Annotated in this window: 22 protein-coding genes and 2 riboswitches; of the genes, 13 read left to right on the top strand and 9 right to left on the bottom strand. The window is 66.8% G+C overall.

Going from position 1 to position 21,347, the window contains the following annotated elements; all coding sequences use genetic code 11:
* Positions 1 to 175 precede the first annotated feature (175 nt).
* The 6 genes from ACQCSV_RS18905 to mnhG are packed head-to-tail and all read left to right on the top strand — an operon-like array spanning position 176 to position 6,643.
* The gene (locus ACQCSV_RS18905) at positions 176 to 3,220 is read left to right on the top strand and encodes a Na+/H+ antiporter subunit A (protein WP_426938957.1); all 3,045 of its coding nucleotides are present in this window, start codon (positions 176 to 178) and stop codon (positions 3,218 to 3,220) included.
* Positions 3,217 to 3,810 (top strand): Na(+)/H(+) antiporter subunit C, encoded by a 594-nt coding sequence (locus ACQCSV_RS18900; protein ID WP_354155155.1) that lies wholly within the window; start codon positions 3,217 to 3,219, stop codon positions 3,808 to 3,810. The genes ACQCSV_RS18905 and ACQCSV_RS18900 overlap by 4 nt, the downstream gene beginning before the upstream one ends.
* Positions 3,807 to 5,414 carry a Na+/H+ antiporter subunit D gene (locus ACQCSV_RS18895; RefSeq protein ID WP_354158817.1) on the top strand — a complete coding sequence of 536 codons (1,608 nt, stop codon included), beginning with the start codon at positions 3,807 to 3,809 and terminating at the stop codon, positions 5,412 to 5,414. The genes ACQCSV_RS18900 and ACQCSV_RS18895 overlap by 4 nt, the downstream gene beginning before the upstream one ends.
* Positions 5,411 to 5,956, top strand: a complete 546-nt coding sequence (locus ACQCSV_RS18890; protein WP_354155153.1) for a Na+/H+ antiporter subunit E — start codon at positions 5,411 to 5,413, stop codon at positions 5,954 to 5,956. Before ACQCSV_RS18895 ends, ACQCSV_RS18890 begins: the two co-directional genes overlap by 4 nt.
* Positions 5,953 to 6,231, top strand: a complete 279-nt coding sequence (locus ACQCSV_RS18885) for a monovalent cation/H+ antiporter complex subunit F (protein WP_111908152.1) — start codon at positions 5,953 to 5,955, stop codon at positions 6,229 to 6,231. The genes ACQCSV_RS18890 and ACQCSV_RS18885 overlap by 4 nt, the downstream gene beginning before the upstream one ends.
* Positions 6,221 to 6,643 carry a monovalent cation/H(+) antiporter subunit G gene (gene mnhG / locus ACQCSV_RS18880; protein ID WP_354155152.1) on the top strand — a complete coding sequence of 141 codons (423 nt, stop codon included), beginning with the start codon at positions 6,221 to 6,223 and terminating at the stop codon, positions 6,641 to 6,643. Before ACQCSV_RS18885 ends, mnhG begins: the two co-directional genes overlap by 11 nt.
* 117 nt (positions 6,644 to 6,760) lie before the next feature.
* On the opposite strand, the gene ACQCSV_RS18875 is transcribed toward mnhG, so the two are convergent.
* Positions 6,761 to 7,024 (bottom strand): DUF4235 domain-containing protein, encoded by a 264-nt coding sequence (locus ACQCSV_RS18875; protein ID WP_282330513.1) that lies wholly within the window; start codon positions 7,022 to 7,024, stop codon positions 6,761 to 6,763.
* Positions 7,025 to 7,065: 41 nt separating this feature from the next.
* Complete coding sequence (locus ACQCSV_RS18870; RefSeq protein WP_354155151.1) at positions 7,066 to 7,608, bottom strand: heme-degrading domain-containing protein; 543 nt, start codon at positions 7,606 to 7,608, stop codon at positions 7,066 to 7,068.
* 56 nt (positions 7,609 to 7,664) lie between these two features.
* Positions 7,665 to 7,806, top strand: a riboswitch (TPP riboswitch).
* A 64-nt stretch (positions 7,807 to 7,870) separates the two neighbouring features.
* Between ACQCSV_RS18870 and ACQCSV_RS18865 the strand changes: the two genes are divergently transcribed.
* The 5 genes from ACQCSV_RS18865 (at position 7,871) to ACQCSV_RS18845 (ending at position 13,901) form a co-directional block, all read left to right on the top strand.
* Positions 7,871 to 8,521 carry an ECF transporter S component gene (locus ACQCSV_RS18865; RefSeq protein ID WP_426938956.1) on the top strand — a complete coding sequence of 217 codons (651 nt, stop codon included), beginning with the start codon at positions 7,871 to 7,873 and terminating at the stop codon, positions 8,519 to 8,521.
* Complete coding sequence (locus tag ACQCSV_RS18860) at positions 8,521 to 10,161, top strand: ABC transporter ATP-binding protein (RefSeq protein ID WP_354155149.1); 1,641 nt, start codon at positions 8,521 to 8,523, stop codon at positions 10,159 to 10,161. Before ACQCSV_RS18865 ends, ACQCSV_RS18860 begins: the two co-directional genes overlap by 1 nt.
* A complete protein-coding gene (locus tag ACQCSV_RS18855) occupies positions 10,158 to 10,952 on the top strand; it encodes an energy-coupling factor transporter transmembrane component T family protein (protein ID WP_426938955.1) in 795 nt (264 codons plus the stop codon). The genes ACQCSV_RS18860 and ACQCSV_RS18855 overlap by 4 nt, the downstream gene beginning before the upstream one ends.
* A 134-nt stretch (positions 10,953 to 11,086) precedes the next feature.
* Positions 11,087 to 12,610, top strand: a complete 1,524-nt coding sequence (locus tag ACQCSV_RS18850; protein ID WP_426938954.1) for a UDP-N-acetylglucosamine 1-carboxyvinyltransferase — start codon at positions 11,087 to 11,089, stop codon at positions 12,608 to 12,610.
* A 64-nt stretch (positions 12,611 to 12,674) separates the two neighbouring features.
* On the top strand, positions 12,675 to 13,901 hold the full coding sequence (locus ACQCSV_RS18845) for a glutamate--cysteine ligase (protein ID WP_354155146.1): 1,227 nt from the start codon (positions 12,675 to 12,677) through the stop codon (positions 13,899 to 13,901).
* A 45-nt stretch (positions 13,902 to 13,946) separates the two neighbouring features.
* On the opposite strand, the gene ACQCSV_RS18840 is transcribed toward ACQCSV_RS18845, so the two are convergent.
* Positions 13,947 to 14,501, bottom strand: coding sequence for a hypothetical protein (locus tag ACQCSV_RS18840; RefSeq protein WP_426938953.1), 555 nt, complete (start codon positions 14,499 to 14,501; stop codon positions 13,947 to 13,949).
* On the opposite strand from ACQCSV_RS18840, the gene ACQCSV_RS18835 reads away from it, so the two are divergent.
* A complete protein-coding gene (locus ACQCSV_RS18835) occupies positions 14,487 to 14,708 on the top strand; it encodes a hypothetical protein (protein ID WP_426938952.1) in 222 nt (73 codons plus the stop codon). The two genes, ACQCSV_RS18840 and ACQCSV_RS18835, sit on opposite strands and share 15 nt — an antisense overlap.
* A 12-nt stretch (positions 14,709 to 14,720) precedes the next feature.
* Here the strand turns inward: ACQCSV_RS18835 and ACQCSV_RS18830 are convergent, their stop codons facing one another.
* Positions 14,721 to 15,344, bottom strand: a complete 624-nt coding sequence (locus ACQCSV_RS18830; RefSeq protein WP_426938951.1) for a LysE/ArgO family amino acid transporter — start codon at positions 15,342 to 15,344, stop codon at positions 14,721 to 14,723.
* Positions 15,345 to 15,414: 70 nt separating this feature from the next.
* Between ACQCSV_RS18830 and ACQCSV_RS18825 the strand changes: the two genes are divergently transcribed.
* Positions 15,415 to 16,317, top strand: a complete 903-nt coding sequence (locus tag ACQCSV_RS18825; protein ID WP_426938950.1) for a LysR family transcriptional regulator ArgP — start codon at positions 15,415 to 15,417, stop codon at positions 16,315 to 16,317.
* A gap of 18 nt (positions 16,318 to 16,335) precedes the next feature.
* Here ACQCSV_RS18825 and ACQCSV_RS18820 read toward each other — a convergent pair whose 3' ends face one another.
* The 5 genes from ACQCSV_RS18820 to ACQCSV_RS18800 all read right to left on the bottom strand — a co-directional run bounded on the left by ACQCSV_RS18820 (position 16,336) and on the right by ACQCSV_RS18800 (position 21,344).
* Positions 16,336 to 17,544, bottom strand: a complete 1,209-nt coding sequence (locus ACQCSV_RS18820; protein ID WP_426938949.1) for an O-succinylhomoserine sulfhydrylase — start codon at positions 17,542 to 17,544, stop codon at positions 16,336 to 16,338.
* On the bottom strand, positions 17,541 to 17,954 hold the full coding sequence (locus tag ACQCSV_RS18815; RefSeq protein WP_426938948.1) for a rhodanese-like domain-containing protein: 414 nt from the start codon (positions 17,952 to 17,954) through the stop codon (positions 17,541 to 17,543). The genes ACQCSV_RS18820 and ACQCSV_RS18815 overlap by 4 nt, the downstream gene beginning before the upstream one ends.
* Entirely contained in the window at positions 17,951 to 18,220 is a 270-nt protein-coding gene (locus ACQCSV_RS18810) for a DUF1737 domain-containing protein (protein ID WP_354155140.1), read from the bottom strand. Before ACQCSV_RS18810 ends, ACQCSV_RS18815 begins: the two co-directional genes overlap by 4 nt.
* Before the next feature lie 13 nt (positions 18,221 to 18,233).
* A riboswitch (SAM riboswitch) is annotated at positions 18,234 to 18,349 on the bottom strand.
* Between the two features lie 98 nt (positions 18,350 to 18,447).
* Positions 18,448 to 20,031: a long-chain-fatty-acid--CoA ligase gene (locus tag ACQCSV_RS18805; protein ID WP_426938947.1), complete on the bottom strand. Its 1,584-nt coding sequence runs from the start codon at positions 20,029 to 20,031 to the stop codon at positions 18,448 to 18,450.
* 47 nt (positions 20,032 to 20,078) lie between these two features.
* Positions 20,079 to 21,344 carry an acetyl-CoA C-acyltransferase gene (locus ACQCSV_RS18800; RefSeq protein ID WP_354155138.1) on the bottom strand — a complete coding sequence of 422 codons (1,266 nt, stop codon included), beginning with the start codon at positions 21,342 to 21,344 and terminating at the stop codon, positions 20,079 to 20,081.
* Between the last annotated feature and the right edge of the window lie 3 nt (positions 21,345 to 21,347).

Raw genomic sequence — 21,347 nt, 5'->3', positions numbered from 1 at the left:
CCGTGGCGAACAGGGCGGTGATGGTACGCCGGGCACCGGGGAAATTCCAGGGCGGCGTGGTCCGGTCCGGGGAACTGTCAGGGCTGCCTTGCTAAACTGTGGCCACCGAACCTGACACATGAACCGCCTGCCCTGACTTTTTGACGATTGAATCCCTGACATTGCGGAGATACCAGTGATCACAGTTCTTGCCGTGCACTTTGCGGTGGCCGCCGTGGCGCCGTTTCTCTTCAGGGTGTGGGGGCGCAACGCTTTCTACGCGCTGGCGGCTGTGCCCTCTGCTGCGTTCGTCTGGCTGCTGTTCCAGCACGGCGCCGTGTACTCGGACGCCGGCGCGGTCTCGGAAGTCTTCCCGTGGATTCCCGGGCTGGATCTTGAATTCGCCTTCCGGCTCGATCCCCTCGCCTGGGTGATGTCGCTCCTTATCCTGGGCGTGGGCGCCTTGGCGCTTGTATATTCCGCGCGGTACTTCAGCCCCAAGGACCAGGACCTCGGCGGCTTCGGCGCCCAATTCCTCGCATTCGCCGGAGTGATGTTCGGCCTGGTGATCGCTGACGACCTTCTTCTGATGTTCATCTTCTGGGAACTCACCACCATCCTGTCCTACCTGCTGATTGGCTTCGCCCGGACCAGGCTGGCGGCCCGGCGTTCGGCGCTGCAGGCCCTGATGGTCACCACCGCGGGCGGACTGGCCATGCTGGTGGGGCTGATCATGCTGGGGCAGAGCGCCGGAACCTACCGGATTTCGGCGGTTCTGGCGCAGGCTCCCACCCTGGTGAGCGGACCTTCGGGCGCAACCGTTGCTGCCGCCGTCGTACTCATCCTGACGGGCGCCATTAGTAAGTCCGCCCTGGTTCCCTTCCACTTCTGGCTTCCCGGAGCCATGGCGGCTCCCACCCCGGTGAGCGCATACCTCCACGCCGCGGCGATGGTGAAGGCCGGGATTTACCTGGTGGCGCGGCTCGCCCCGGGGTTTTCCGACACCACGTACTGGCAGTCCATTGTGCTGGGGCTGGGCCTGGCCACCATGCTGGTTGGCGGCTACCGGGCCCTCCGGCAGACCGACATCAAACTCATCCTGGCCTACGGCACCGTCAGCCAGCTGGGGTTCCTGACCATGGTCGCGGGCCTGGGCACGCCGGATGCAGCCCTAGCAGGGCTCGCGATGCTCCTCGCCCACGGACTTTTCAAGGCCACCCTCTTCCTGGTGGTTGGCATCATCGACCAGCAGGCGGGGACCCGGGATGTCCGCCAGCTGTCCGGCGTGTTCCGGCAGTCCCGCGCGCTCGGAATTGTGGCCGGCATCGGAGCCGCCTCGATGGCCGGTGTCCCGCTGCTCGCAGGGTTCGTGGCCAAGGAACCCGTTGTGGAAGCCTTTGTCCACCATGCATCCGACGGCGAGGCCTGGAGCATGGTGGTGCTCGTGGGCATTGTCATTGGGTCCATTCTCACGTTCGCTTACAGTGCCCGCTTTATGTGGGGAGCGTTCGCGGTGAAGCCGGGTATTGAGCGGACCACGTTCAAGGCGGTCAGGCCTTCCTTCCTGGCGGCCCCGGCCCTCCTCAGCCTCCTGAGCATCGTCTCCGGCCTCTGGCCGGCGCCGGTGGACGCCTGGGTCCAGCCCTACGCGGCGCTGTTCGCCTCCACCGCGTCCGACGCCGGCACACCGGCCGAGCAGGCAGGCCACCTTGCGCTGTGGCACGGTTTCACGGCATCCCTGGGACTGACGGCCCTCACGTTCGCGCTGGGTCTGGCGATGTACTTCGGACGAACCCTGGTGGCCCGCGCGCAGTCCCGCGTGCCCAGCTGGATCGACGGCGACCGCATCTACCAGCTCACCATCGGCGCCCTGGATGACACCGCCGTCTGGATCACGGGCCGCACGCAGCGTGGTTCGCTGTACTTCTACCTCGCCGTGATCCTCACCGTGGCATTCGTCCTGCCGCTGACGGCCATGCTGCTGGCGGGCAAGCCGCTTCCCGACAACCTGTACTTCATCGACCCTTACTCGCCGCTGCAGCCGGTGGTCGGGGCAGGGATTGTGATCGGCGCTTTGGCCGCGGTTAAGGCCAACAAACGGTTCCTCGCTGTGCTGATGGTGTCAGTGACCGGGTACGGGATCGCCCTGATGTTCGCGCTCCAGGGCGCACCGGATCTGGCCCTCACCCAGGTACTTGTGGAAACCATCATCCTGGTGGCCTTTGTCCTGGCCATGCGCAGCCTGCCGGCCGAACTCCGCGACCGGACCGGCGGCAAGTACCGGGTGATCCGCGTGATCATCGGGGCTGCGTTCGGAGTCACCATGGTCTTCGCCGCCATTCACGCCATGGGCGCCCGGGTGGCTGTCCCGGTGTCTCGGGAGTTCCCGCGCCTCGCCTATGAAGGCGGCGGCGGGCTGAACATCGTCAACGTGACCCTGGTGGACATCCGAGCCTGGGACACCTTCGGTGAAATATCCGTCCTGGCCCTGGCCGCCACAGGTGTGGCCAGCCTTATCTTCGTCCGCGACCGTGGAGACCGGAGCAGGGTCCCTGACACCATTGCCGAGGGCAGCGTTGGCCGCCAGGTTGCGGTGGATCCCGGGTCGCGGGACGCAGCAGCTCTGGCCATCAGCCGCAAATTCGCAGCGTCGGCCCGGGAGGCCTGGATCGTGGCGGGGCGCACCCTGGCACCGGAACGGCGCTCCATTATCTTTGAAGTGGTCACCCGGCTGATCTTCCACTCCCTGATCATCTTCTCGCTCTACCTTCTCCTGGCCGGCCATAACCTGCCCGGCGGCGGATTCGCCGGCGGTTTGACTGCCGGGCTTGCCTTGGCCATCCGGTACCTGGCCGGTGGCCGGTTCGAACTGCGCGAGGCCACCCCGGTCGGCGCCGGGACGCTGCTGGGGATCGGGCTCGCTACGGCGGCGGCGTCCGGTGTGGTGCCGCTGCTGCTGGGCGGCCAGGTATTGCAGACGGCCATCATTGAACTCTGGCTTCCGGTGTTCGGGGACATCAAGTTCGTCACGTCCACCATTTTCGACATCGGCGTGTACATCGTGGTGATCGGCCTGGTGCTGGACGTTCTGCGGAGCTTGGGCTCCGAGATCGACGAACACTTCGAAGAGCAGCGGACTGCTCCTGCCGAAGACCTGCCAACCGACCACGACCCTGCCGCTGCCCAGGTGCAGGAGCCCGTGGGCGTCCCCGCCGGCGCCCCCGCTACGGACCAAGGATGAGCGTCAACCTGACTCTGCTGACCGTCATGGGCGCCCTGTATGCGTGCGGCATCTACCTGATCCTGGAACGCAGCCTCACCCGGGTGCTGTTGGGACTGATGCTGTTGGCCAACGCCACCAACCTGCTAATCCTGGCCACCGGTGGCTATGCCGGGCTGGCGCCGCTGTACAACAAGGACACCGCCGCCCAGGAGTACTCGGACCCCCTTCCGCAGGCGCTGATCCTCACGTCGATCGTGATCTCCTTCGCCGTGACGGCCTTTATGCTCGGCATCATTTACCGCACGTGGGTCCTGGCCCGCCAGGATGAGATCCAGGACGACGTCGAGGACCTCCGCGTCGCCGAGACGCCCCGCTTCGATGCCGAGGATGATGCCCCTATCCCAGCCGAAACGTCCGAGTTTCCCCTGACCATGCTCGGCAGCGACGGGGGCGCCGTCTCAGACCACCCCCCGACGGCGGAGCGCCCGGAAGCGTCCGGCGGTTCCGTCACGGTCGGGGCCAAGGAGATTCCTGCCGCGGATGCCGCCGCTGAAGAGCAACCCGGCTCGCAGAACGTAACCCCTGGTCCCGAAGGAGGTGTGAAGTGAACATCGCAAGCTTTGCCCCGCTCGCCGTCGTTCTTCCCATCCTCGGTGCTGCCCTGGCCTTCCTCCTGATCCGGCACTCCCGCGCCCAGCGCGCGGTGAGCATCGGGGTGCTGTCCCTGACGCTCGTGCTGGAGTGCCTGCTGCTGGGCTCCGTGTGGGACGGCGGAACCGCCGCCGTGAACATCGGTGGCTGGCTACCGCCGTGGGGCATCACGATGGTGGTGGACCAGTTCTCGTCCCTCATGCTCGTGGTGTCGTCGGCCATCAGCCTCGCCGTGCTGGTCTATGCCACCGGGCAGGGCATGGCCGACGGCGACCACGACGCGCCGGTGTCGATCTTCCACCCCACCTACCTGATCCTCGTAGCCGGGGTCTCCAACGCGTTCCTGTCCGGTGACCTGTTCAACCTGTACGTCGGTTTCGAGATCCTGCTGACGGCAAGCTATGTGCTGATGACGTTGGGCGGAACCGGCCCGCGCATCCGCGCCGGTGTCACGTACGTGGTGGTCTCCGTGGTGTCCTCGGTGCTGTTCCTGATCTCCATCGCCATGGTCTACGGCGCCACCGGAACCGTGAACATGGCCGACCTCGCCATTAAGCTCGCGGACCTGGACGGGGGAACCCGGACCCTGCTGCACGTGATGCTCCTGGTGGCCTTCGGCATCAAAGCGGCCGTGTTCCCGCTCTCCTTCTGGCTGCCTGACTCCTACCCCACGGCGCCCGCGCCGGTCACCGCGGTATTCGCCGGCCTGCTGACCAAAGTCGGGGTCTACGCGATGGTGCGCACGGAGACCCTCCTCTTCCCGGGGGACAGCCTGAACACTCCGCTGATGGTGGCGGCGCTGCTGACCATGGTGGTGGGAATCCTTGGCGCATTGGCGCAAAGCGACATCAAACGTCTGTTGTCTTTCACCCTGGTGAGTCACATCGGATACATGGTGTTTGGGCTGGCTATGTCCTCGGTGGCCGGGCTTGGCGCCGCCGTGTTCTACGTGGCCCACCACATCACCATTCAGACCAGCCTTTTCATGGTCACGGGCCTGATCGAACGCCGTGGCGGCAGCTCTTCCGTGGACAGGTTGGCAGGCCTGGCCAAGCTGTCACCCATGCTGGCCCTGCTGTTCTTTATCCCCGCCATGAACCTGGCCGGGATCCCGCCGTTCTCCGGGTTCCTGGGGAAGGTGGGGCTCATCCAGGCGGGCATCGAACTGGGCACGCCGCTGGCCTACGCCCTGGTGATCGGCGGCGTGGTCACCAGCCTCCTGACCCTGCTGGCTGTCGCACGGGTCTGGAACCGCGCGTTCTGGCGCAAGCCCTCGGACGCCGAGCACCCGGACCCCGTCTTGCTGGCCGCGCCCGAGGATTCGGACACCGGCAGCCGGGCCGGCCGCAAGAACGTCACGCTGCTGCCCCGGACCATGGTGGGTTCAACGCTGGGCCTGGTGGCGCTGGGCGTGTCACTGACGGTCTTCGCCGGCCCGTTGTTCACCGTCTCGGACCAGGCCGCCCACGAAATGCTGGACAGATCCGCCTACATTCAGGCCGTTCTGGGCGAGGACACGCAGGTTCCCCCGATGGCCCTGAAAGACGGAGGAGGCAAATGAGCCGCCGGCGGATTTCCCTGCGCCAGGAACTGCCCCTGCTGGTATGGCTGGTGATCGTCTGGGGCGCCCTGTGGCAGGACCTCAGCCCCGGCAACCTGCTGTTCGGCGCGTTGCTGGCCGTGCTCGTGGCCCGGATGTTCTACCTGCCGCCGGTAGAAGTCAGCGGCCGCTTCAACATTCTTCACGCCGTGCCATTTGCCCTGCGTTTCCTGGGCAGGGTGGCGGCAGCGAGCGTTGAGGTCATGTACTTGGCGGCTGTCCGCGGCCCCCGGGTCATCAGCTCCGTCGTCGCAGTGCCGTTGCGGAGCCACCAGGACCTCATGGTCACCGCCACCGGGCATGTGATCTCCCTGATCCCGGGCTCCCTGGTGGTGGAAGTGGACCGGTCAACGTCCACCTTGTACCTCCACGGGCTCAACGTCAGCAGCCCGGAAGAGGTCGCGAACCTGCGCAGGGAAGTCCGCTCGATCGAGGCGGACCTGATCAGGATCATGGGTTCCCGCGAAGAACTCGAAGCAATCCGGCAGGAGGCCGCAGCATGATGCAGACCGTTCTGGCTGTTACGGCAGTCATTCTTTCGCTGGCAGCGGCGGGAGCCATCATCAGGATCTCCCGCGGCCCGTCGCTGCTGGACAGGGTGCTGGCCTCCGACGTCCTGCTTGCGATCCTCGGCGCGGCCCTGTGTATCGATATGGCCGTCAACCGGCACCTGAACAACCTGATGCTGCTGGTGGCGCTGTCCATTGTCGGCTTCATCGGGTCAGTGACAGTTGCGCGCTTTGTGGCCGACCGTCGGGAGCAAGCCAATGAATCCTGAGGCCGGCGTGGTTGATAACGTCATCGATACCGTGTCGGCGGTGTTCCTGCTGGTGGGTGCCCTCATGTCCCTCGCCGCCGCCGTCGGACTGCTCCGCTTTCCGGACCTGCTCAGCCGCATGCACGCGGCCACCAAGCCCCAGGTGCTGGGGCTGTTCCTGCTCCTTGCGGCCATCGGCCTGCAGATGCGCACCTGGTGGGTGTGGCCCGCGCTGCTCGTGGCCTGGATTTTCCAGCTGCTGACCGTGCCGGTTTCTGCCCACATGGTGGGCCGCGCCGGGTACCGCACCAAGCACCTGCACCGCGAGCTGCTCAGCTCCGATGAACTCGACGCCGTGGTTCAGAAGGCGGCACAATCCGCCCGGGATGACTCCTCCCGGGATGAAGCGGACGACGGCGGCCGGCGGGGCTGAGCCTCATTCGTCGATGCTAGTGTTCCGCCCCGCGCGCGAGTTTTTGTCCAGATAACACGGCGTCAGTGCCGGTTGGAGGCCTTTAGCTGGACAAAAACTCATGGGTTGGTGGTGCGCTTAGACGATGTCCTGGGACTTGGCGAAGCGGGTAATGGCCCGCTGTGTGCCGCGGTTGGCCAGCACCTGGATGATGGTGCTGACCGAGGCCGAAATAAGCGCGAACGTCAGCGCCGAGCGGAGGCTCGTGGGGGTGTCTTCATCCTTGCCGGTGGGAGGCTTCCGGCCCGTGGACTTTTCCCACACGGTATTGACCATCTTGGTGCCGACGAATCCGGCGCCGAGGCTGATTGCAGTGCCGAGCAGCTTGATGAACAGGTTCATTCGTTGAACTCCTTGTGAGCGGATCCGGGACTGCCTTTAGCCTAACCCGGCCGCATCGACTCCAGAATCTCCCGCAGGGCCTCCACCACGAGATCATGGTCCTGCTGTTGGGGCAGGCCCGAGACCGTCACCGTGGCTACGGCACCCACGCCGGTGACGTAGACCGGGAAGCAGCCGCCGTGGGCCGCGTAGACGGTTTCGTCGTACCAGCCGTGGTCCTCGATCCGGCCGCCGTGCAGCCGGCCGCGGAGGCCCACCAGCAACGACGGGATCTCATACCTGGCGGCGGTGCGCTGCTTCGCCCGGATCCAGTGCTCGTTGTCGGGGGTGGCCCCGTCCAGGGCAACATGGAAAAGGACCTGGTCACCCTTCGTGATGTCGATCGCGATAGGCAGCTGGCGCGATTTGCCGAGCTCCACCAGCAGCAGCCCCAGGTTGAGGGAATCATCCCTGGTGAAATGGGGAAACTGCAGCTCGCTGACCTCGCCCTCGATGCGGGCGATCAGGGCCTCCAGCAGCCCCGCCGGCTGGGGCACCGTCGCATCGGGATTGAACGCAGTCACAGTCGGGTTGTTGGCAGTCATGGCCCACAATCTACCCCGCCCGCGGTGTAAACTGGAGCACGCCCATCAGGGCAGATTTATTACGACAGGGGAGCGCCGCCGTCGGACATCACTGGCATTGCCAGGGACCCGCAGGCCGGCGCTGAGAGTGCGGACAGCCGCAGACCCTCGAACCTGATCCGGTTAGTACCGGCGCAAGGGAGTCGAGTTCTCGAAGGGTCCGGCAACGGCGGCAGCGCCGCTTACCGGGGCACTTTCCCCTCCTGTTCCTCAGGAGGACAATATGACAACTGCAGCATTCAAAAAGACCGGCAATACCTGGCGTGTTGTGGACATCGTGGTGGCGGCGCTCATCGCCATCACCGGCGGCGTGATCTTCTGGGCGTGGTCCCAAGCCGCCGGCATCGTTTCCGCACCGATGAATGCCGTTTACCCCCCGCTGACCGGCCTGATCGCCGGCGGCTGGATGATCCCGGCAGTGCTGGGCATGCTCATCATCCGCAAACCCGGCGCGGCGCTCTTCTGCGAAACTGTGGCCGCCACCGGCGAACTCATCATGGGCTCGCAGTACGGCGCCACGGTGCTGATCTCCGGACTCCTCCAGGGCCTGGGCGCCGAACTGGTGTTCTTCCTGCTGGTGTACGGCAACTTCCGGTTCAAATCCTCCCTGCACCAGAAATACAACCTCATCGCCGCTCTACTTGCCGGTGCCGGGGCGGGGCTGTTCTGCGGCCTCAACGACTCGTTTCTGCCGTGGGGCTGGAATATCGCCTACGAGCCGGGCGACAAGCTCGCCTACATCGTGTTCTGCACCATCTCCGGCGCGGTGATTGCGGGCGCGCTGTCCTGGATCGCCACGCGCGGCCTGGCCAAGACCGGTGTGCTGAGCTCGTTCGCGTCCCGGAAGGCAGCGTCGGAGCCCGCCTTCAACTGATGACCGCTTCCGACGCCGGCGCTTCCGGAGTGCGCCCCGCCACGGTATCCGCCCGTGGCTGGGGCTGGCGGCATGCCGGCCGTTCCGCCCCCGCCGTCCATGGGCTCGACCTCGACATCGCTCCCGGCGAGCGGGTGCTGCTGCTGGGCCCGTCGGGCGCGGGCAAGTCAACGCTGCTGCACGCGCTCGCGGGGGTGCTGGGGGATGAAGGAGACGACGCCGACGAAACCGGTTCGCTGCTGATCGACGGGGTGGTTCCCCGCGGGCAGCGCGGCCGCTCAGGCCTGATGCAGCAAGACCCCGAAACGCAGGTAGTTCTGTCGCGCCTGGGTGACGACGTCGCCTTCGGCGCCGAGAACCTCGCCGTTCCACGGGACGAGATCTGGCGGCGCGTCCATGAAGCGCTCGACGACGTCGGGCTGCGAAGTACCGGGGCCGGCGCTGTTTTGAACGCCAATGGCACTGGTGTGGACGCCGACGGCGGGCCAGGTGCCGCCGGGCTCCCGCTGGACCACCCGACGTCGGCTCTGTCCGGCGGACAGAAACAGCGTCTGGCGCTGGCCGGGATCCTCGCGATGCGGCCCGGGCTGATCCTGCTGGATGAGCCCACCGCGAACCTGGATCCCGCCGGCGTGCTGGAAGTCCGGGACGCTGTGGGCCGCTGCCTGGACAAAACCGGCGCCACACTCGTTGTGGTGGAACACCGCGTGTCCGTCTGGAAGGACCTGGTTGACCGGATTGTGGTGCTCCAGCCGGGCTCCGCTGCGGGCTCCGCAGGAAGTTTGGCCGCTACATCCGCTGTCCTCCTGGACGGGCCGCCGGATCAGGTGCTCGCGGACGCACGGGACATGCTGATCGGTGCGGGCGTCTGGGTGCCGGGGTATGTTCCGGCAACCCGGAGCCGCGCGTCCGCAGGCTCCGGTGAGCTGCTGCTGGCCGCCGCGGACCTGGCAGTCTCCCGTGAGCGTCCGCGGCGCCGCGGCTTCCGGACCATCCCACCGGTGCCGGTGCAGCAGGGCATCACAGCCCAGGTCCGTTCCGGCCACGCACTCACCATCACGGGGCCCAACGGCGCCGGGAAGTCAACGTTTGCGCTGACGCTCGCCGGATTGCTGGCGCCGGTGGCCGGGAAGGTGGCTGCCGCCGTCGAGCTTTCCGCGGGCGCCGGGATCGATCCGTTCAAATGGAAAGCCCACCAACTGATTTCCCGCATCGGAACCGTGTTCCAGGAGCCCGAGCACCAGTTCGTTACCGGCCGGGTGCTGGACGAACTGATGTTCGGTCCGCGGCATCTGGGCCATGGCGAGGAGCGGGTCGAAGAGCTGCTGGAACGGCTGCGCCTGACGCACCTGGTGGAAGCCAATCCGTACACACTGTCCGGCGGCGAAAAGCGGCGCCTGTCGGTGGCCACCGTCCTGGCGGCCCACCCGCGTGTGCTGGTGCTGGACGAGCCGACGTTCGGCCAGGACGCCAACACCTGGGCCGAGCTCGCATCGTTCCTTTCCGAACTGCTGGACGCCGGGACCTCCGTAGTTTCCGTGACCCACGACCAGGAATTCAGCGCCGTCCTGGGCGGGGCCGAACTGCGGCTTGGCCCGGCCTCACGCGGCGGCGCCCGCCAGGAAGCGGGTGCGGCATGAGGGATGCCCTGACTCTCCGCGGCAACCAGGCACCGCTGACGCGCGCCAACCCGTTGGCCAAGTTCGCCGTCGTTTTCCTCATCACGCTGGTGCTGGCGCTCTCCATCGACTGGGTGTCCGCCTCGGTGGCGATTGCGGCGGAACTGGCGCTCTTACCGCTGGCTGGCCTTACCCTGCGCCTGTTGTGGCAGCGCGGCTGGCCGCTCATCATCGCGGCAGCCCTGGGCGGCTGGAGCACAGCGATCGTCGCGGCCGATAGCGGCGCTGTACTGCTCGACGTCGGGATCTGGTCCATCAGCGAAGGCTCCCTGCAGCTGGGAATTGGCTTCATGCTGCGCGGCCTCGCGATAGCACTGCCGGCGATCCTCCTTATGACGTGCACAGACCCCACTGACCTCGCGGATGCGCTGGCACAGCGAGCCCGGTTGCCGCACCGGTTTGTCCTCGGCACGCTGGCCGCGATGCGCCTGGTGGGACTTTTGGCCGAGGAGTGGCAGACCATCGGCATGGCGCGGCGGGCCCGCGGGGTGGGCTCGCAGGGCACCCTGCTGCAACGGCTGCGGGCTACCCTCGGGCAGAGCTTTGGGCTCCTGGTCCAGGCCATCCGCCGCGCATCCCGTCTGGCCGTCACCATGGAAGCGCGCGGTTTTGGCACCGGGCAGCGGACGTGGGCCCGGGAATCCACCTATTCGGCGCTGGACGCCTGGGTGCTGGCGGGAGGAGTGCTGATCGCGGCGGCGGCCGTGGTTGCCGCGGCCGCGATGGGGACCTGGAACTTCGTCTGGCGTTAGCTCGATCCTGCGGGGGCGTCCTGCCTGCAGTGTGCGGTGTATCGAATATCGCATGGGGCGGGTATTTCTGCCGCCGCGCCGTGACTTGAGAGCCAAATACTCTGGCATTAGCTCATTTGTGATATTTCTTGTATATGATTCAGAAAACCGCCGAGCATATCGCCGCCACACTCAGGGACGCCCGGACCGAGAAAGGCTGGACCCAGGGCCAGCTCGCGGGCGCGCTGGGAACCAGCCAAAGCGCCGTCGCCCGGATGGAGCAGGGCAAGCAGAACCTGAGCCTGAAGATGATCCAGCGGCTCGAAGGAATTCTGGACCGCAGCATCGTCAAAGTGGGCAAACCACAGATGACGCACCTGCGGATTGAGGGCGGCCGCACCCTGTCCGGGGCGGTGGATGTGAACAGCAGCAAAAACGCCGGTGTTGCGCTGCTGTGCGCCAGCCTGATCAACCGCGGCACCACCGTCCTGCGCCGCCTCGCCCGGATTGAAGAGGTGAACCGAATCGTCGAGGTTCTGACCAGCATCGGTGTCGAATGCACGTGGCTCAACGACACAGACCTCCAGCTCCGCCGCCCGGCCGTCCTGGACCTTGACGCCATGGATGTGGACGCCGCGCGGCGCACACGCAGCGTGATCATGCTCCTGGGTCCGCTCCTGGACGAATCCGCGGAATACCGCTTGCCGTATGCGGGCGGGTGCGATCTGGGCACGCGCACCGTTGAACCGCATATGCAGGCGCTGCGCCAGTTCGGGCTCTCAGTGGAAGCCACGGCCGGTTTCTACGCCGTCCAGGCTCCGCCGGCGGACACCCATGACCGCTCCTTTGTGCTGACGGAGCGCGGAGACACCGTCACCGAGAACGCAATCATGGCAGCGGCGCACCGCCGCGGCACCACCGTCATCCGCAACGCCAGCCCCAACTACATGGTCCAGGACCTCTGCTTCTACCTCGAGATGCTGGGGGTGAAGATCGACGGCGTGGGCACCACCACCCTGAAGATCACCGGGCAGCCGCTCATCGACGTCGACATTGAATATTTCCCGTCCGAGGATCCCATCGAGGCCATGAGCCTCATCACCGCCGGCATCGTCACCAACTCAGAGGTGACCATCCGTCGCGTCCCCATCGAGTTCATGGAGATCGAACTGGCCACGCTGGAGCAGATGGGCCAGCAGCTGGAGATTTCCGGTGAGTACGTGGCGCGCAACGGCCGCACCCGGCTGGTGGATGTGACTACCAAACCGTCCGAGTTGCGGGCTCCGGAGGACAAGATCCACCCGATGCCGTTCCCCGGCCTGAACATCGACAACTTGCCGTTCTTCGCGGTCATTGCCGCCAACGCCCATGGCCAGACCATGATCCATGACTGGGTCTACGAGAACCGGGCCATCTATCTCACCGAACTCAACCGGCTCGGCGCCCAGGTGCAGCTGCTGGACCCGCACCGGATCTACGTCAATGGCCCTACGAAGTGGCGGGCCGCCGAGGTGGGCTGCCCGCCGGCACTCCGCCCCGCCGCCTGCCTGCTGCTGGCAATGCTCGCGGCACGGGGAGTGTCGGAGCTGCGGAACATCTACGTGATCGAGCGAGGCTACGAGGACCTGGCGGAACGGCTCAACACCATCGGCGCCAAGGTGGAGTACTTCCAGGACTGACGCTCGGCAGAATCCGCCGACTCCAGGACTGCCACGGCCTTGCCCGTTGCCGCACAATATAAGCATGCGCACATTCGGCGTCGAGGAAGAGCTCCTGATCGTTGATCCGGACACGGGGGAGCCGCTTGCCCTGGCAGATGCGATGCTGTCCGGCCGCCGGATGGCTGCCGACGACGCCCCGGAGCGCCACTATGTGATGGCAGGTACGGACCAAACCGCGCACGACGACGGGACAGGCCTGACTGCCGAGCTGAAGCTTGAGCAGATCGAGACCCAAACCCGGCCCTGCCTCGAGTACGCAGAACTGCTGCCGCAGATCCGGGCCGGCCGGCTGCTGGCGGACCAGGCGGCGGCCAAAAACGGGGCAAGGGTGGCCGCGCTGGCCACCTCTCCGTTTGGCCTGGCCAGCCACACCACCCCGGACCCCCGCTATGCCCGGATGCTGGAACGCTTCGGCCTGACTGCGCAGGAGCAGCTGACCTGCGGTTTCCACGTTCACACTTTCATCGAGTCCAAGGACGAGGGCGTGGCGGTGCTGGACCGGATCCGGGACAAGCTTGCCGTCCTCACAGCCCTGAGCGCCAACTCGCCGTTCTGGAACGGGGTGCGCACGGGATTCGAGAGTTACCGCACCCAGGCCTGGAACCGCTGGCCCACGTCCGGCCCCTCGGCAATTTTCACGACATATTCCGCATATCGGCGGGTGGTAACGCGCCTGCTGGACAGCGGCGTGCTGTTGGACGAAGGCATGATCTACTTCGACGCGCGCGTGTCCCGGAACCACCCCACCGTAGAGGTCCGGGTGGCCGATGTCTGCCTCCGTGCCGAGGATGCTGCCCTGATTGCGGTGTTGGTCCGGGCCCTGGTCGAATCGGCGAGCCGCGATTGGCGCGCCGGCGTGGATCCCGCCCCGGTGCCCACGGTGCTGCTGCGGATGGCGGCGTGGCAGGCGAGCAGCAGCGGCATGAGCGGTGAGCTGCTGGATTTCGGGACCTTCCGGCCGGCGCCCGCAGTCGACGTCGTACGGTCTTTGGTTGATTATCTGGCGCCTGTCCTCGCCGAGCAGGACGAGCTCGCCTTGGCCCGGCAAGGTGTTGAGGACATCATTGCCCGCGGCACCGGCTCAAACGAACAGCGCAGGGTCCGGGACGCAGCAATGGAAAAAACAGGACCCGACGACGGCGGGCTGGGGGCCGTGGTTGCCCACGCCGTGGAAGTAACGATACGCGGCACCTCCGGGTTGCTGGCGGAGGACGAGGCCCCTGAGCTGCTGCGGGTGCGCCAGTCCTGAGCTCTCCTGAACGTTCCCCTGACGCAGTTCGCGCCGGCCTCAGCATCAACGCCGGGGGAGTGCGTCCGTGTTGTCCTCGGCGGGAGCCGGGGGTTCCACGTAGCGCATCAGCTGGACACCCACAGCGGTTTCCACCAGGTAGAAGGCGAACGGCGGAATGTCCTTGGTGCCAGCCAGGATGGCAGCGAAGACCGGTGCGCTGGCGGCCGCCGTGATGCCGGTCCAGGGTTTCAGCGGCAATAGCAGGAGTCCCGCCCCCAGGGCCGCGAGCCCGCCGATATGCAGCCCTGAGTATGTAAGGAATGTCCAGTTTGAGCCCCGCCGATAGGCGAACCTCTCCAGGTCCGTTGCGCGGTTCGCAAGGGCCACCACAAACAAGGGCGCGCCGGCGAGCAGGGCGGCGGCTGCGGCGGCAGCCAGCGTCCTGGCGAGGCCGTTGGCGGGGCCCGGCCGGACGGATTGGGCGAACCGGACGAATCCAACGGGAACGGCCATGGTTCCGGCGGCTGCCAGGAATTGTCCGGCTATCCAGAGGCCTCGGTGGCGCTCCAGCATGGCCAGCCTGGTGGCCGGGTCGCGGGTGGCATGCACGTTCCCCACGAACGAAATCCCCAGTCCCCAGCAAGTGCCCGCCGCGACGATGACGGCTCCGGCCTTTTGAAATGGCTTGTTGCCGTGCACTTGCTGGTTTCCATTCATGGCTGGCTTTCGGTCCGGCGGATGCGTTGGCCCAGCGACATCGCGGTGGTGACCATGAAGTTACGCCGCACCGTCTCCAAGGTCAACGTCAGTGTCCGTGCGCGCTAAGGAACATGGACGTCACGCACCGACAGCCAGGCGCACACCCAGCGTGAGCATAACCGCAGTGACGAGCCCGTCCAGGATGCGCCACGAGGCGGGCCGCGCGAAGAAAGGCCGGAGGACCCTGGCACCGAATCCCAGCGCGCTGAACCAGGCGATGCTGGCGGCTATGGCCCCGGCACCGAACCACCATCGCACATCGTGCGCCTGCTGGTTGGCCACCGATCCGAGCAGCAGCACGGTGTCCAGGTAGACGTGCGGGTTGAGCCAGGTCAGGGCCAGCACCGTGCTGAGGGCGGCGCCGAGGCCGACGGCGGGCTGGCGCGCCGATGCCGTCAACGCCCCCGGACGCAGTGCCCGGCGCGCGGCCAAGATGCCGTAGCCCACCAGGAAGGCGGCTCCGGCAAACCGGACCACGTCCACGATCACGGGGCTCGACTGGAGCAGCGCGCCCACTCCGGCGATGCCCGCAGCGATGAGTAGCGCATCGGAGACGCTGCAGATTAGGACGACGGCGGCCACATGCTCGCCGCGGATGCCCTGCCGGAGCACGAAGGCGTTCTGGCTGCCGATGGCCACGATCAGGGCGAGGCCCGTGCTGAAGCCCAGCGCGGTGGGGCCTATAAGTGCAGTCAGATCCATATCCTCCAACGTACGGGCCGGACGTAGGATTACTCCAGCTAAATATTCTTAGCTCTATTAAGGAAATCTAATGAAGATGTTCCAGTTTGAGCAGCTCCGGACTTTCGCGGCGGTGGTGGACGAGGGGACGCTTGAGGCGGCGGCGCGGAGCCTGTACGTCACGCCGTCGGCAATTTCCCAACGGCTCAAGGCGATGGAGGACGCGGCCGGCCAGATCCTGTTGCAGCGCACCAACCCCGTCCGGCCCACAACTGCCGGGGAAGCCATCCTGCGGTTCGCCAGGCAGGTCCGGCAGCTCGAATGGGACGCCCAGCAGGAGCTAGGGGCGAGCCGTGACCGGCCGACGGCGCCCATCCCCTTGGTGGTGAACGCGGACTCACTCTCCACCTGGTTCATGCCTGCCTTGGCAAGTCTTCCGCCAGACCTCGGCGCTTGCTTCGAACTCCGCAGGGAGGATGAACAGCATTCCACCCAGCTCCTGCGGACGGGATCGGTGATGGCCGCGGTTACCGCAACGCCGGAACCGGTTCAGGGCTGCAGCGTGGAAGCGCTGGGTTCCCTGCGGTACCGTGCGGTGGCAAGTCCCGGCTACCTCCGGCGCTGGTGGCCCGAAGGGCCGGAACTTGTTGCAGGGAGCCACGCCCCGGTGGTGGACTTTGACCGAAAGGATGACCTGCAGGACGGGTTCTTCCGCACGAGGACCGGCGCGGAACTGACCGCACCGCGGCACTATGTGCCGTCGTCGGCCGAGTTCGCCCAGGCCATCCGGCTGGGACTGGGATGGGGGCTGCTGCCGGAGCAACAGTGCCTGGCAGACCTCCGCAGCGGCGCCCTCGTGGAGCTGGCCTCCGCGAGCCCCGTTGACGTGTCCTTGTACTGGCAGCGCTGGAAAATCGACTCCCCGGTGCTCAACCAGCTGACGGCCGCCGTCCGGGAGACGGCCTCCCGGGAGCTGCGCCAGCCAGGCGCCTGAACCGGCCGCCGCCTGCCGTCAGATGTGCTTCAAGGCCTGCTCCAGGTCGCCAATGAGGTCGTCCACGTCCTCCAGGCCCACGGACAGCCGCACCACACCGTCGCTGAGCCCGATGGCGGCGCGGCCTTCGGGACCCATGGCGCGGTGCGTGGTGGTGGCCGGATGGGTGATGAGGGACTTGGAATCGCCCAGGTTGTTGGAGATGTCGATGATCCGCAAGGCGTCCAGCAGCGCAAAGGCGGCTTCTTTGCCCGAGCGGCCACCCGTCGTCGCAAGTTCCAGCGTGAGGACGGTGCCGCCGGCCTTCATCTGCTTGGCGGCAAGTTCGTACTGCGGGTGGGACTTGAGCAGCGGGTACTTAACCCAGCTGACTGCCGGCTGCTTTTCGAGCCATTTGGCCAGCCGCAGCGCGGACGCGGAGGAGTGATTCACGCGCAGCGCCATGGTCTCCAGGCCTTTGGTCAGCACCCAGGCATTGAACGCGGAGAGGGCCGGGCCGGTGTGCCGCATGAGCTGCTTGACCGGGCCGTCAATGAAATCCTTGGTGCCCAGGATGGCTCCGCCCAGGACGCGTCCCTGGCCGTCGATGTGCTTGGTGCCGGAGTACACAATCACGTCCGCGCCCAGCTGGCCGCAGCGCTGCAGCAGGGGAGTGGCGAAGACGTTGTCGACGACGACGGTGGCCCCGGCGGCGTGCGCCAGTTCGCTGACCGCAGCGATGTCCACGATTTCCTGCATCGGGTTGGATGGCGATTCGAAGAACACTGCGGTGGTGGGTTCCGACAGCGCAGCAGCCCACTGTTCGAGGTCCGGGCCGTCAACGAACACGGTTTCCACGCCCCAGCGCGGCAGGATCTCGTTCAGGATCACAAAGCAGGAACCGAACAGTGAACGCGCGGCAACCACCCGGTCCCCGGCCGCCAGCAGGGCGCCCAGGGCGGTGAAGACCGCTGACATCCCAGATGCCGTCGCAAAGCACGCTTCGGTGCCTTCGAGCAGGCGAAGGCGTTCCTGGAAGGTGGCCACGGACGGGTTGCCGTACCGGGAGTAGACGAAGCGTTCGTCCTCGCCGGTGAAGGCGCGCTCGGCGGCGGCAGCGGACTCGTAGACGAAGCCGGAGTTCAGGAAGACCGGCTCGGTGGTCTCCTGGAAGTTGGTGCGGTCCAGCCCGCCGCGGACGGCCTGCGTTTCGGCGCTCCAGCCGGCGGCGTCTGGGTTGAAGGTCACTTGGCTATTCCCAGGTTGGTGGGGAGGCCGCGGTTCTTCCAGCCGTTGACGGTGCGCTCGCCGTAGCGGTCCGTCTCGCCTTCGAAACCCTCAAGGACGTTGTAAGCGGTGAAGCCGGCCTGCGTCGCGGCGATGGCGGCGGCGATGGAGCGCTGGCCCGAGCGGCAGAGGAACACCAGTTCGGCGCCGTCGTCCTCCGGTGCCTGCTGTGTCAGGTCGGTGATGAAATCCGGGTTGGGGATGCCGCCGGGGAAGGTCCACGGGATGAACAGGGGATCGTGGTCCGTGGCCTTGGTGTCGGGGATGCCGATGTGGGCCCATTCGCCTTCGGTCCGTACGTCCACCATAATGGCGCCCTGCTCCAGCTTGGCCCAGGCTTCGTGCGGGGTGAGGTCTCCGGCGTAGCTCATGCGTGGCCCTCGCCGTCGAAATCGAGGTCTTCAACGGCGGTGGCCACGGCGGCGTCCGCCGTTGCGATGGCTGCCGGGAGGATCAGTGCCTGCGCAACAATCACGCTGGTGCCGTTGAACGTGGCGGCGGGGCTGCCGTGCAGGACATACCCTTCGGCCAGGGCAGTGGAAATCCGTTCACAGAAAGACCTGTCGTCCGGCCCGGTGACAAGCCGGTACGACAGTTTTTCTTCGGGGGCAGGGTCAGGGGCGGGGGCGTTAGGCACGACGGAACTCCTTCTTTCACGCTTGCAGCTCGAATGGGTCGATATGCCGAGTATTCACCTGAGGCACCCCGCCGCGAAAGGGAGGGTTGCCGACCGGCCAGTCAGGGCTTGGCGCCGGTTCTCATTACTCCCGAAAAACGTAACACTCGCCCCGCCCCGCCGCACCGCCGCCGTCGTCATGTTCCGTAACCAACGCGTGTTTCCTGTCCCGCATCATTCCCGCCTGATCACCCTGTTGGAGTATGGGCGGCGCTGTACCGGGCGGTGAGTTCGCGCTTGAGGACCTTGCCGCTGGGGCCGGTGGGGAATTCGGTGACTAGGGTAATGATCCGCGGATACTTATAGGCCGCCAATTCCGCGGCGGCGAAGTCCCGCAACTCATCAACGGTGGCGCTGCTGCCCGGATTGAGGACGACGGCGGCCGCCACCTCCTGCCCATGGGTTTCGTCGGGGACGCCATAGACGGCAACGCTCAGGACTGCCTCGTGCCGGCTGAGGACTTCCTCTACCTCGCGCGGGTAGACGTTGAAGCCGTTCCGGATGATCATCTCCTTCTTCCGGTCCAGGATCCGGAGGTAGCCGTCCCCGTCCTTGGTGCCCAGGTCGCCGGTCCGGAACCAGCCGTCCACCACAGCCTCGGCGGTGGCTTCGGGCCGGTTGAGGTAGCCCGTGAAGAGGTTGTGCCCCCGGACCACCAGCTCGCCTAACTCGCCCGTGGGCAGCAGTTCGATGGCATCTTGGACGTCCGCGCGGGCGATCTCCACCTGGACTCCCCAAATGGCCTGGCCGACCGTTCCGGGCCGCGGCGCTTTGCCTACATGGTTGAAGGTGGCAACCGGGGACGTCTCGGTCAGGCCGTAGCCTTCGTAAATGTCCGAGCCGAATTCCGTCTTGAACCTGTCCATCACCGCCACCGGCAGGGACGCGCCGCCGGAGATGCAGTAGCGCAGGGCGTTGGACCGGCCGGTGTTGGTGCGGGCGGCTTCGAGCATGGCGATGTACATGGTGGGCACGCCGAAGAAGACATTGATGTTGTGCCGGGCGAGGGCATCCAGGGCTGCGTCCCCGCGGAACTTGGGCAGCATCACGATGGTGGCCCCCGCCCGCAGCCCGGTGTTGAGGACGCACGTCTGGCCGAAGGTGTGGAACATCGGCAGTCCGCCGAAGATGACGTCACCGCGGCGGAGGTCAAACGTGCTGGTCAGCAGCGTATTGGTCTGTTCCACAAGGGCGAAGTGGCTGCCCAAGGCGCCCTTGGGCTTGCCGGTGGTCCCGGATGTGTACAGAATCGTGGCCGTCTCGAAGGGCCGCAGCGGCAGCCAGGTGCTGATGGGCTCGGCTCCTGCCGCTTCGGTCTCCAGCCGGGCAGCGCCTTCGGTCCCCTCCGGCACCAGGACGGTGACGACGTCGATGCCCGCGGCCGCGGCGCCTTTGGCACCTTCCTCAAGGAGCGGTCCGGCGCAGACGAGCAGCTGCGCGCCGCTGTCGCGCAGCATGTACTCGATCTCCTTGCCCTTCAGCAGCGCATGCAACGGCACCACCACGCCGCCCAGCGCGAGGACCGCGTAGTAGACCCGGGCGAAATCAGCAATATTGGGCATCAGCAGGGCCACGCGGCTGGCGTGCCCCACGCCACGGTCCCGCAACGCACCGGCATACGCGCGCGTCTGTTCCCAGAGTTCGCTGTAGGTCACCCGCTCCTCGCCCACCACGAGGGCCGCGGAGTCCGGGAAGCGGGCGGCTGATTCAGCCAGGATTGCGGCAACAGAGATGGTCCCGAAACCCTCTTCGGCGGTAGGTGAAGTGTTCATGGTGTCCTGTCTGGCTAGTGGAGTGGTTGACAGCAACGCGGGGTCACTTAGCGCCCGTCCAAAGCCTCCGCATGGGCGTTAAGTGACCCCGCGTTGCTTTGGAGGAGGGGTGTGGGTCGGGCTTTGAGGATCAGGGCGTCGCCCTGGCCGCCGCCGCCGCACAACGCAACCACGCCTGTCCCGCCGCCGCGCCGGTTCAGCGCGAGTGCCTGATGCAGGACCAGACGCGCCCCCGAGGCGCCCACCGGGTGGCCCAGGGCGATGGCGCCGCCGTCGGCGTTGATCCTGTCCGCGTCGATCCCCAGGTCCGTGGCGGACTGCAGTACCACCGAGGCGAAGGCTTCATTGATCTCAATCAGGTCCACGTCGTCAATGGTCATCCCTTCAAGTTTCAGGGCCCGCTCAATGGCGCGGGACGGCTGGGAATGCAGGGAACCGTCCGGTCCGGCGGTCTGGCCGTGGCTGCCGATTTCCGCGATCCAGCTGAGGCCGGCCGCTTCCGCTGCTGCCTTGCTGGCCACTACCACGGCGGCCGCGCCGTCGGACAGCGGGGAGGCAGAACCGGCGGTGATGGTGGCGGCCGGATCCTTGGAGAAGGCGGGCTTCAGTGCCGCCAGCGTCTCGATTGTGGTGCCGGCGCGGATGCCCTCGTCGGAATTAATCACGACGGCGGGTCCCCGCCGCTGCCGGACCTCCAACGGAGCGATTTCCTCAGCCAGGATGCCGGCCGCCCGGGCGGCCTCCGCCCGTTGGTGCGAAAGGGCGGCCACGGCGTCCTGGTCCTCGCGGCTGATGCCCAGGCGGACGTTCCCGGCGTCGGTGGCGGAGCCCATCAGTTCACCTGAGACGGGGTCCTGCAGGCCGTCAAAGTTCAGCGAATCCAGCAGCGGCGCGTCACCGATCGCGACGCCGCCGCGGAGCCGGGGCAGCAGGTGCGGGGCGTTGGTCATGGATTCCTGGCCTGCCGCCACAATGAAATCAGCCTCGCCGGCGCGGATCATCCGGGCGGCATCGATCACGGCGGTCAGCCCGGACAGGCACAGTTTGTTGATGGTCACGGTGGGCACATCCCAGCCGATGCCGGCGGCGAGGCTGGCCTGCCGGGCGGGTCCCTGACCAGCGCCCGCCTGGATAACCTGCCCCACGATGACGGCCTGGATCTGTTCCGGCGCCACCCCGGACCGTTCCAGTGCGTTCCGGATGGCGTGGGCACCCAGTTCGCTGGAGGTGAGCCCGGACAGGCTGCCGCGGAACTTGCCGAAGGGGGTCCGTGCGCCGCCCAGGATGACGGGGATGTGAGAATCGTGGCTCATGGG

The sequence above is a fragment of the Pseudarthrobacter sp. S3 genome, from assembly GCF_050156905.1.
Taxonomy (GTDB): Bacteria; Actinomycetota; Actinomycetes; order Actinomycetales; family Micrococcaceae; genus Arthrobacter.
The sequence above is the reverse complement of the archived record's forward strand: the minus strand, read 5'-3'. Positions and strand labels throughout refer to the sequence as shown.

Excerpts from the sequence above, each read along its gene's own strand:
- ACQCSV_RS18800 (WP_354155138.1), bottom strand. The coding sequence starts at position 21,344 with ATGAGCCACGATTCTCACATCCCCGTCATCCTGGGCGGCGCACGGACC.
- ACQCSV_RS18870 (WP_354155151.1), bottom strand. The coding sequence starts at position 7,608 with ATGACTGCCAACAACCCGACTGTGACTGCGTTCAATCCCGATGCGACG.
- ACQCSV_RS18890 (WP_354155153.1), top strand. The coding sequence starts at position 5,411 with ATGAGCCGCCGGCGGATTTCCCTGCGCCAGGAACTGCCCCTGCTGGTA.
- mnhG (WP_354155152.1), top strand. The coding sequence starts at position 6,221 with ATGAATCCTGAGGCCGGCGTGGTTGATAACGTCATCGATACCGTGTCG.
- ACQCSV_RS18825 (WP_426938950.1), top strand. The coding sequence starts at position 15,415 with ATGAAGATGTTCCAGTTTGAGCAGCTCCGGACTTTCGCGGCGGTGGTG.
- ACQCSV_RS18835 (WP_426938952.1), top strand. The coding sequence starts at position 14,487 with ATGCACGTTCCCCACGAACGAAATCCCCAGTCCCCAGCAAGTGCCCGC.
- ACQCSV_RS18830 (WP_426938951.1), bottom strand. The coding sequence starts at position 15,344 with ATGGATCTGACTGCACTTATAGGCCCCACCGCGCTGGGCTTCAGCACG.
- ACQCSV_RS18815 (WP_426938948.1), bottom strand. The coding sequence starts at position 17,954 with ATGAGCTACGCCGGAGACCTCACCCCGCACGAAGCCTGGGCCAAGCTG.
- ACQCSV_RS18885 (WP_111908152.1), top strand. The coding sequence starts at position 5,953 with ATGATGCAGACCGTTCTGGCTGTTACGGCAGTCATTCTTTCGCTGGCA.
- ACQCSV_RS18855 (WP_426938955.1), top strand. The coding sequence starts at position 10,158 with ATGAGGGATGCCCTGACTCTCCGCGGCAACCAGGCACCGCTGACGCGC.
- ACQCSV_RS18805 (WP_426938947.1), bottom strand. The coding sequence starts at position 20,031 with ATGAACACTTCACCTACCGCCGAAGAGGGTTTCGGGACCATCTCTGTT.
- ACQCSV_RS18865 (WP_426938956.1), top strand. The coding sequence starts at position 7,871 with ATGACAACTGCAGCATTCAAAAAGACCGGCAATACCTGGCGTGTTGTG.
- ACQCSV_RS18845 (WP_354155146.1), top strand. The coding sequence starts at position 12,675 with ATGCGCACATTCGGCGTCGAGGAAGAGCTCCTGATCGTTGATCCGGAC.
- ACQCSV_RS18860 (WP_354155149.1), top strand. The coding sequence starts at position 8,521 with ATGACCGCTTCCGACGCCGGCGCTTCCGGAGTGCGCCCCGCCACGGTA.
- ACQCSV_RS18875 (WP_282330513.1), bottom strand. The coding sequence starts at position 7,024 with ATGAACCTGTTCATCAAGCTGCTCGGCACTGCAATCAGCCTCGGCGCC.
- ACQCSV_RS18900 (WP_354155155.1), top strand. The coding sequence starts at position 3,217 with ATGAGCGTCAACCTGACTCTGCTGACCGTCATGGGCGCCCTGTATGCG.
- ACQCSV_RS18850 (WP_426938954.1), top strand. The coding sequence starts at position 11,087 with ATGATTCAGAAAACCGCCGAGCATATCGCCGCCACACTCAGGGACGCC.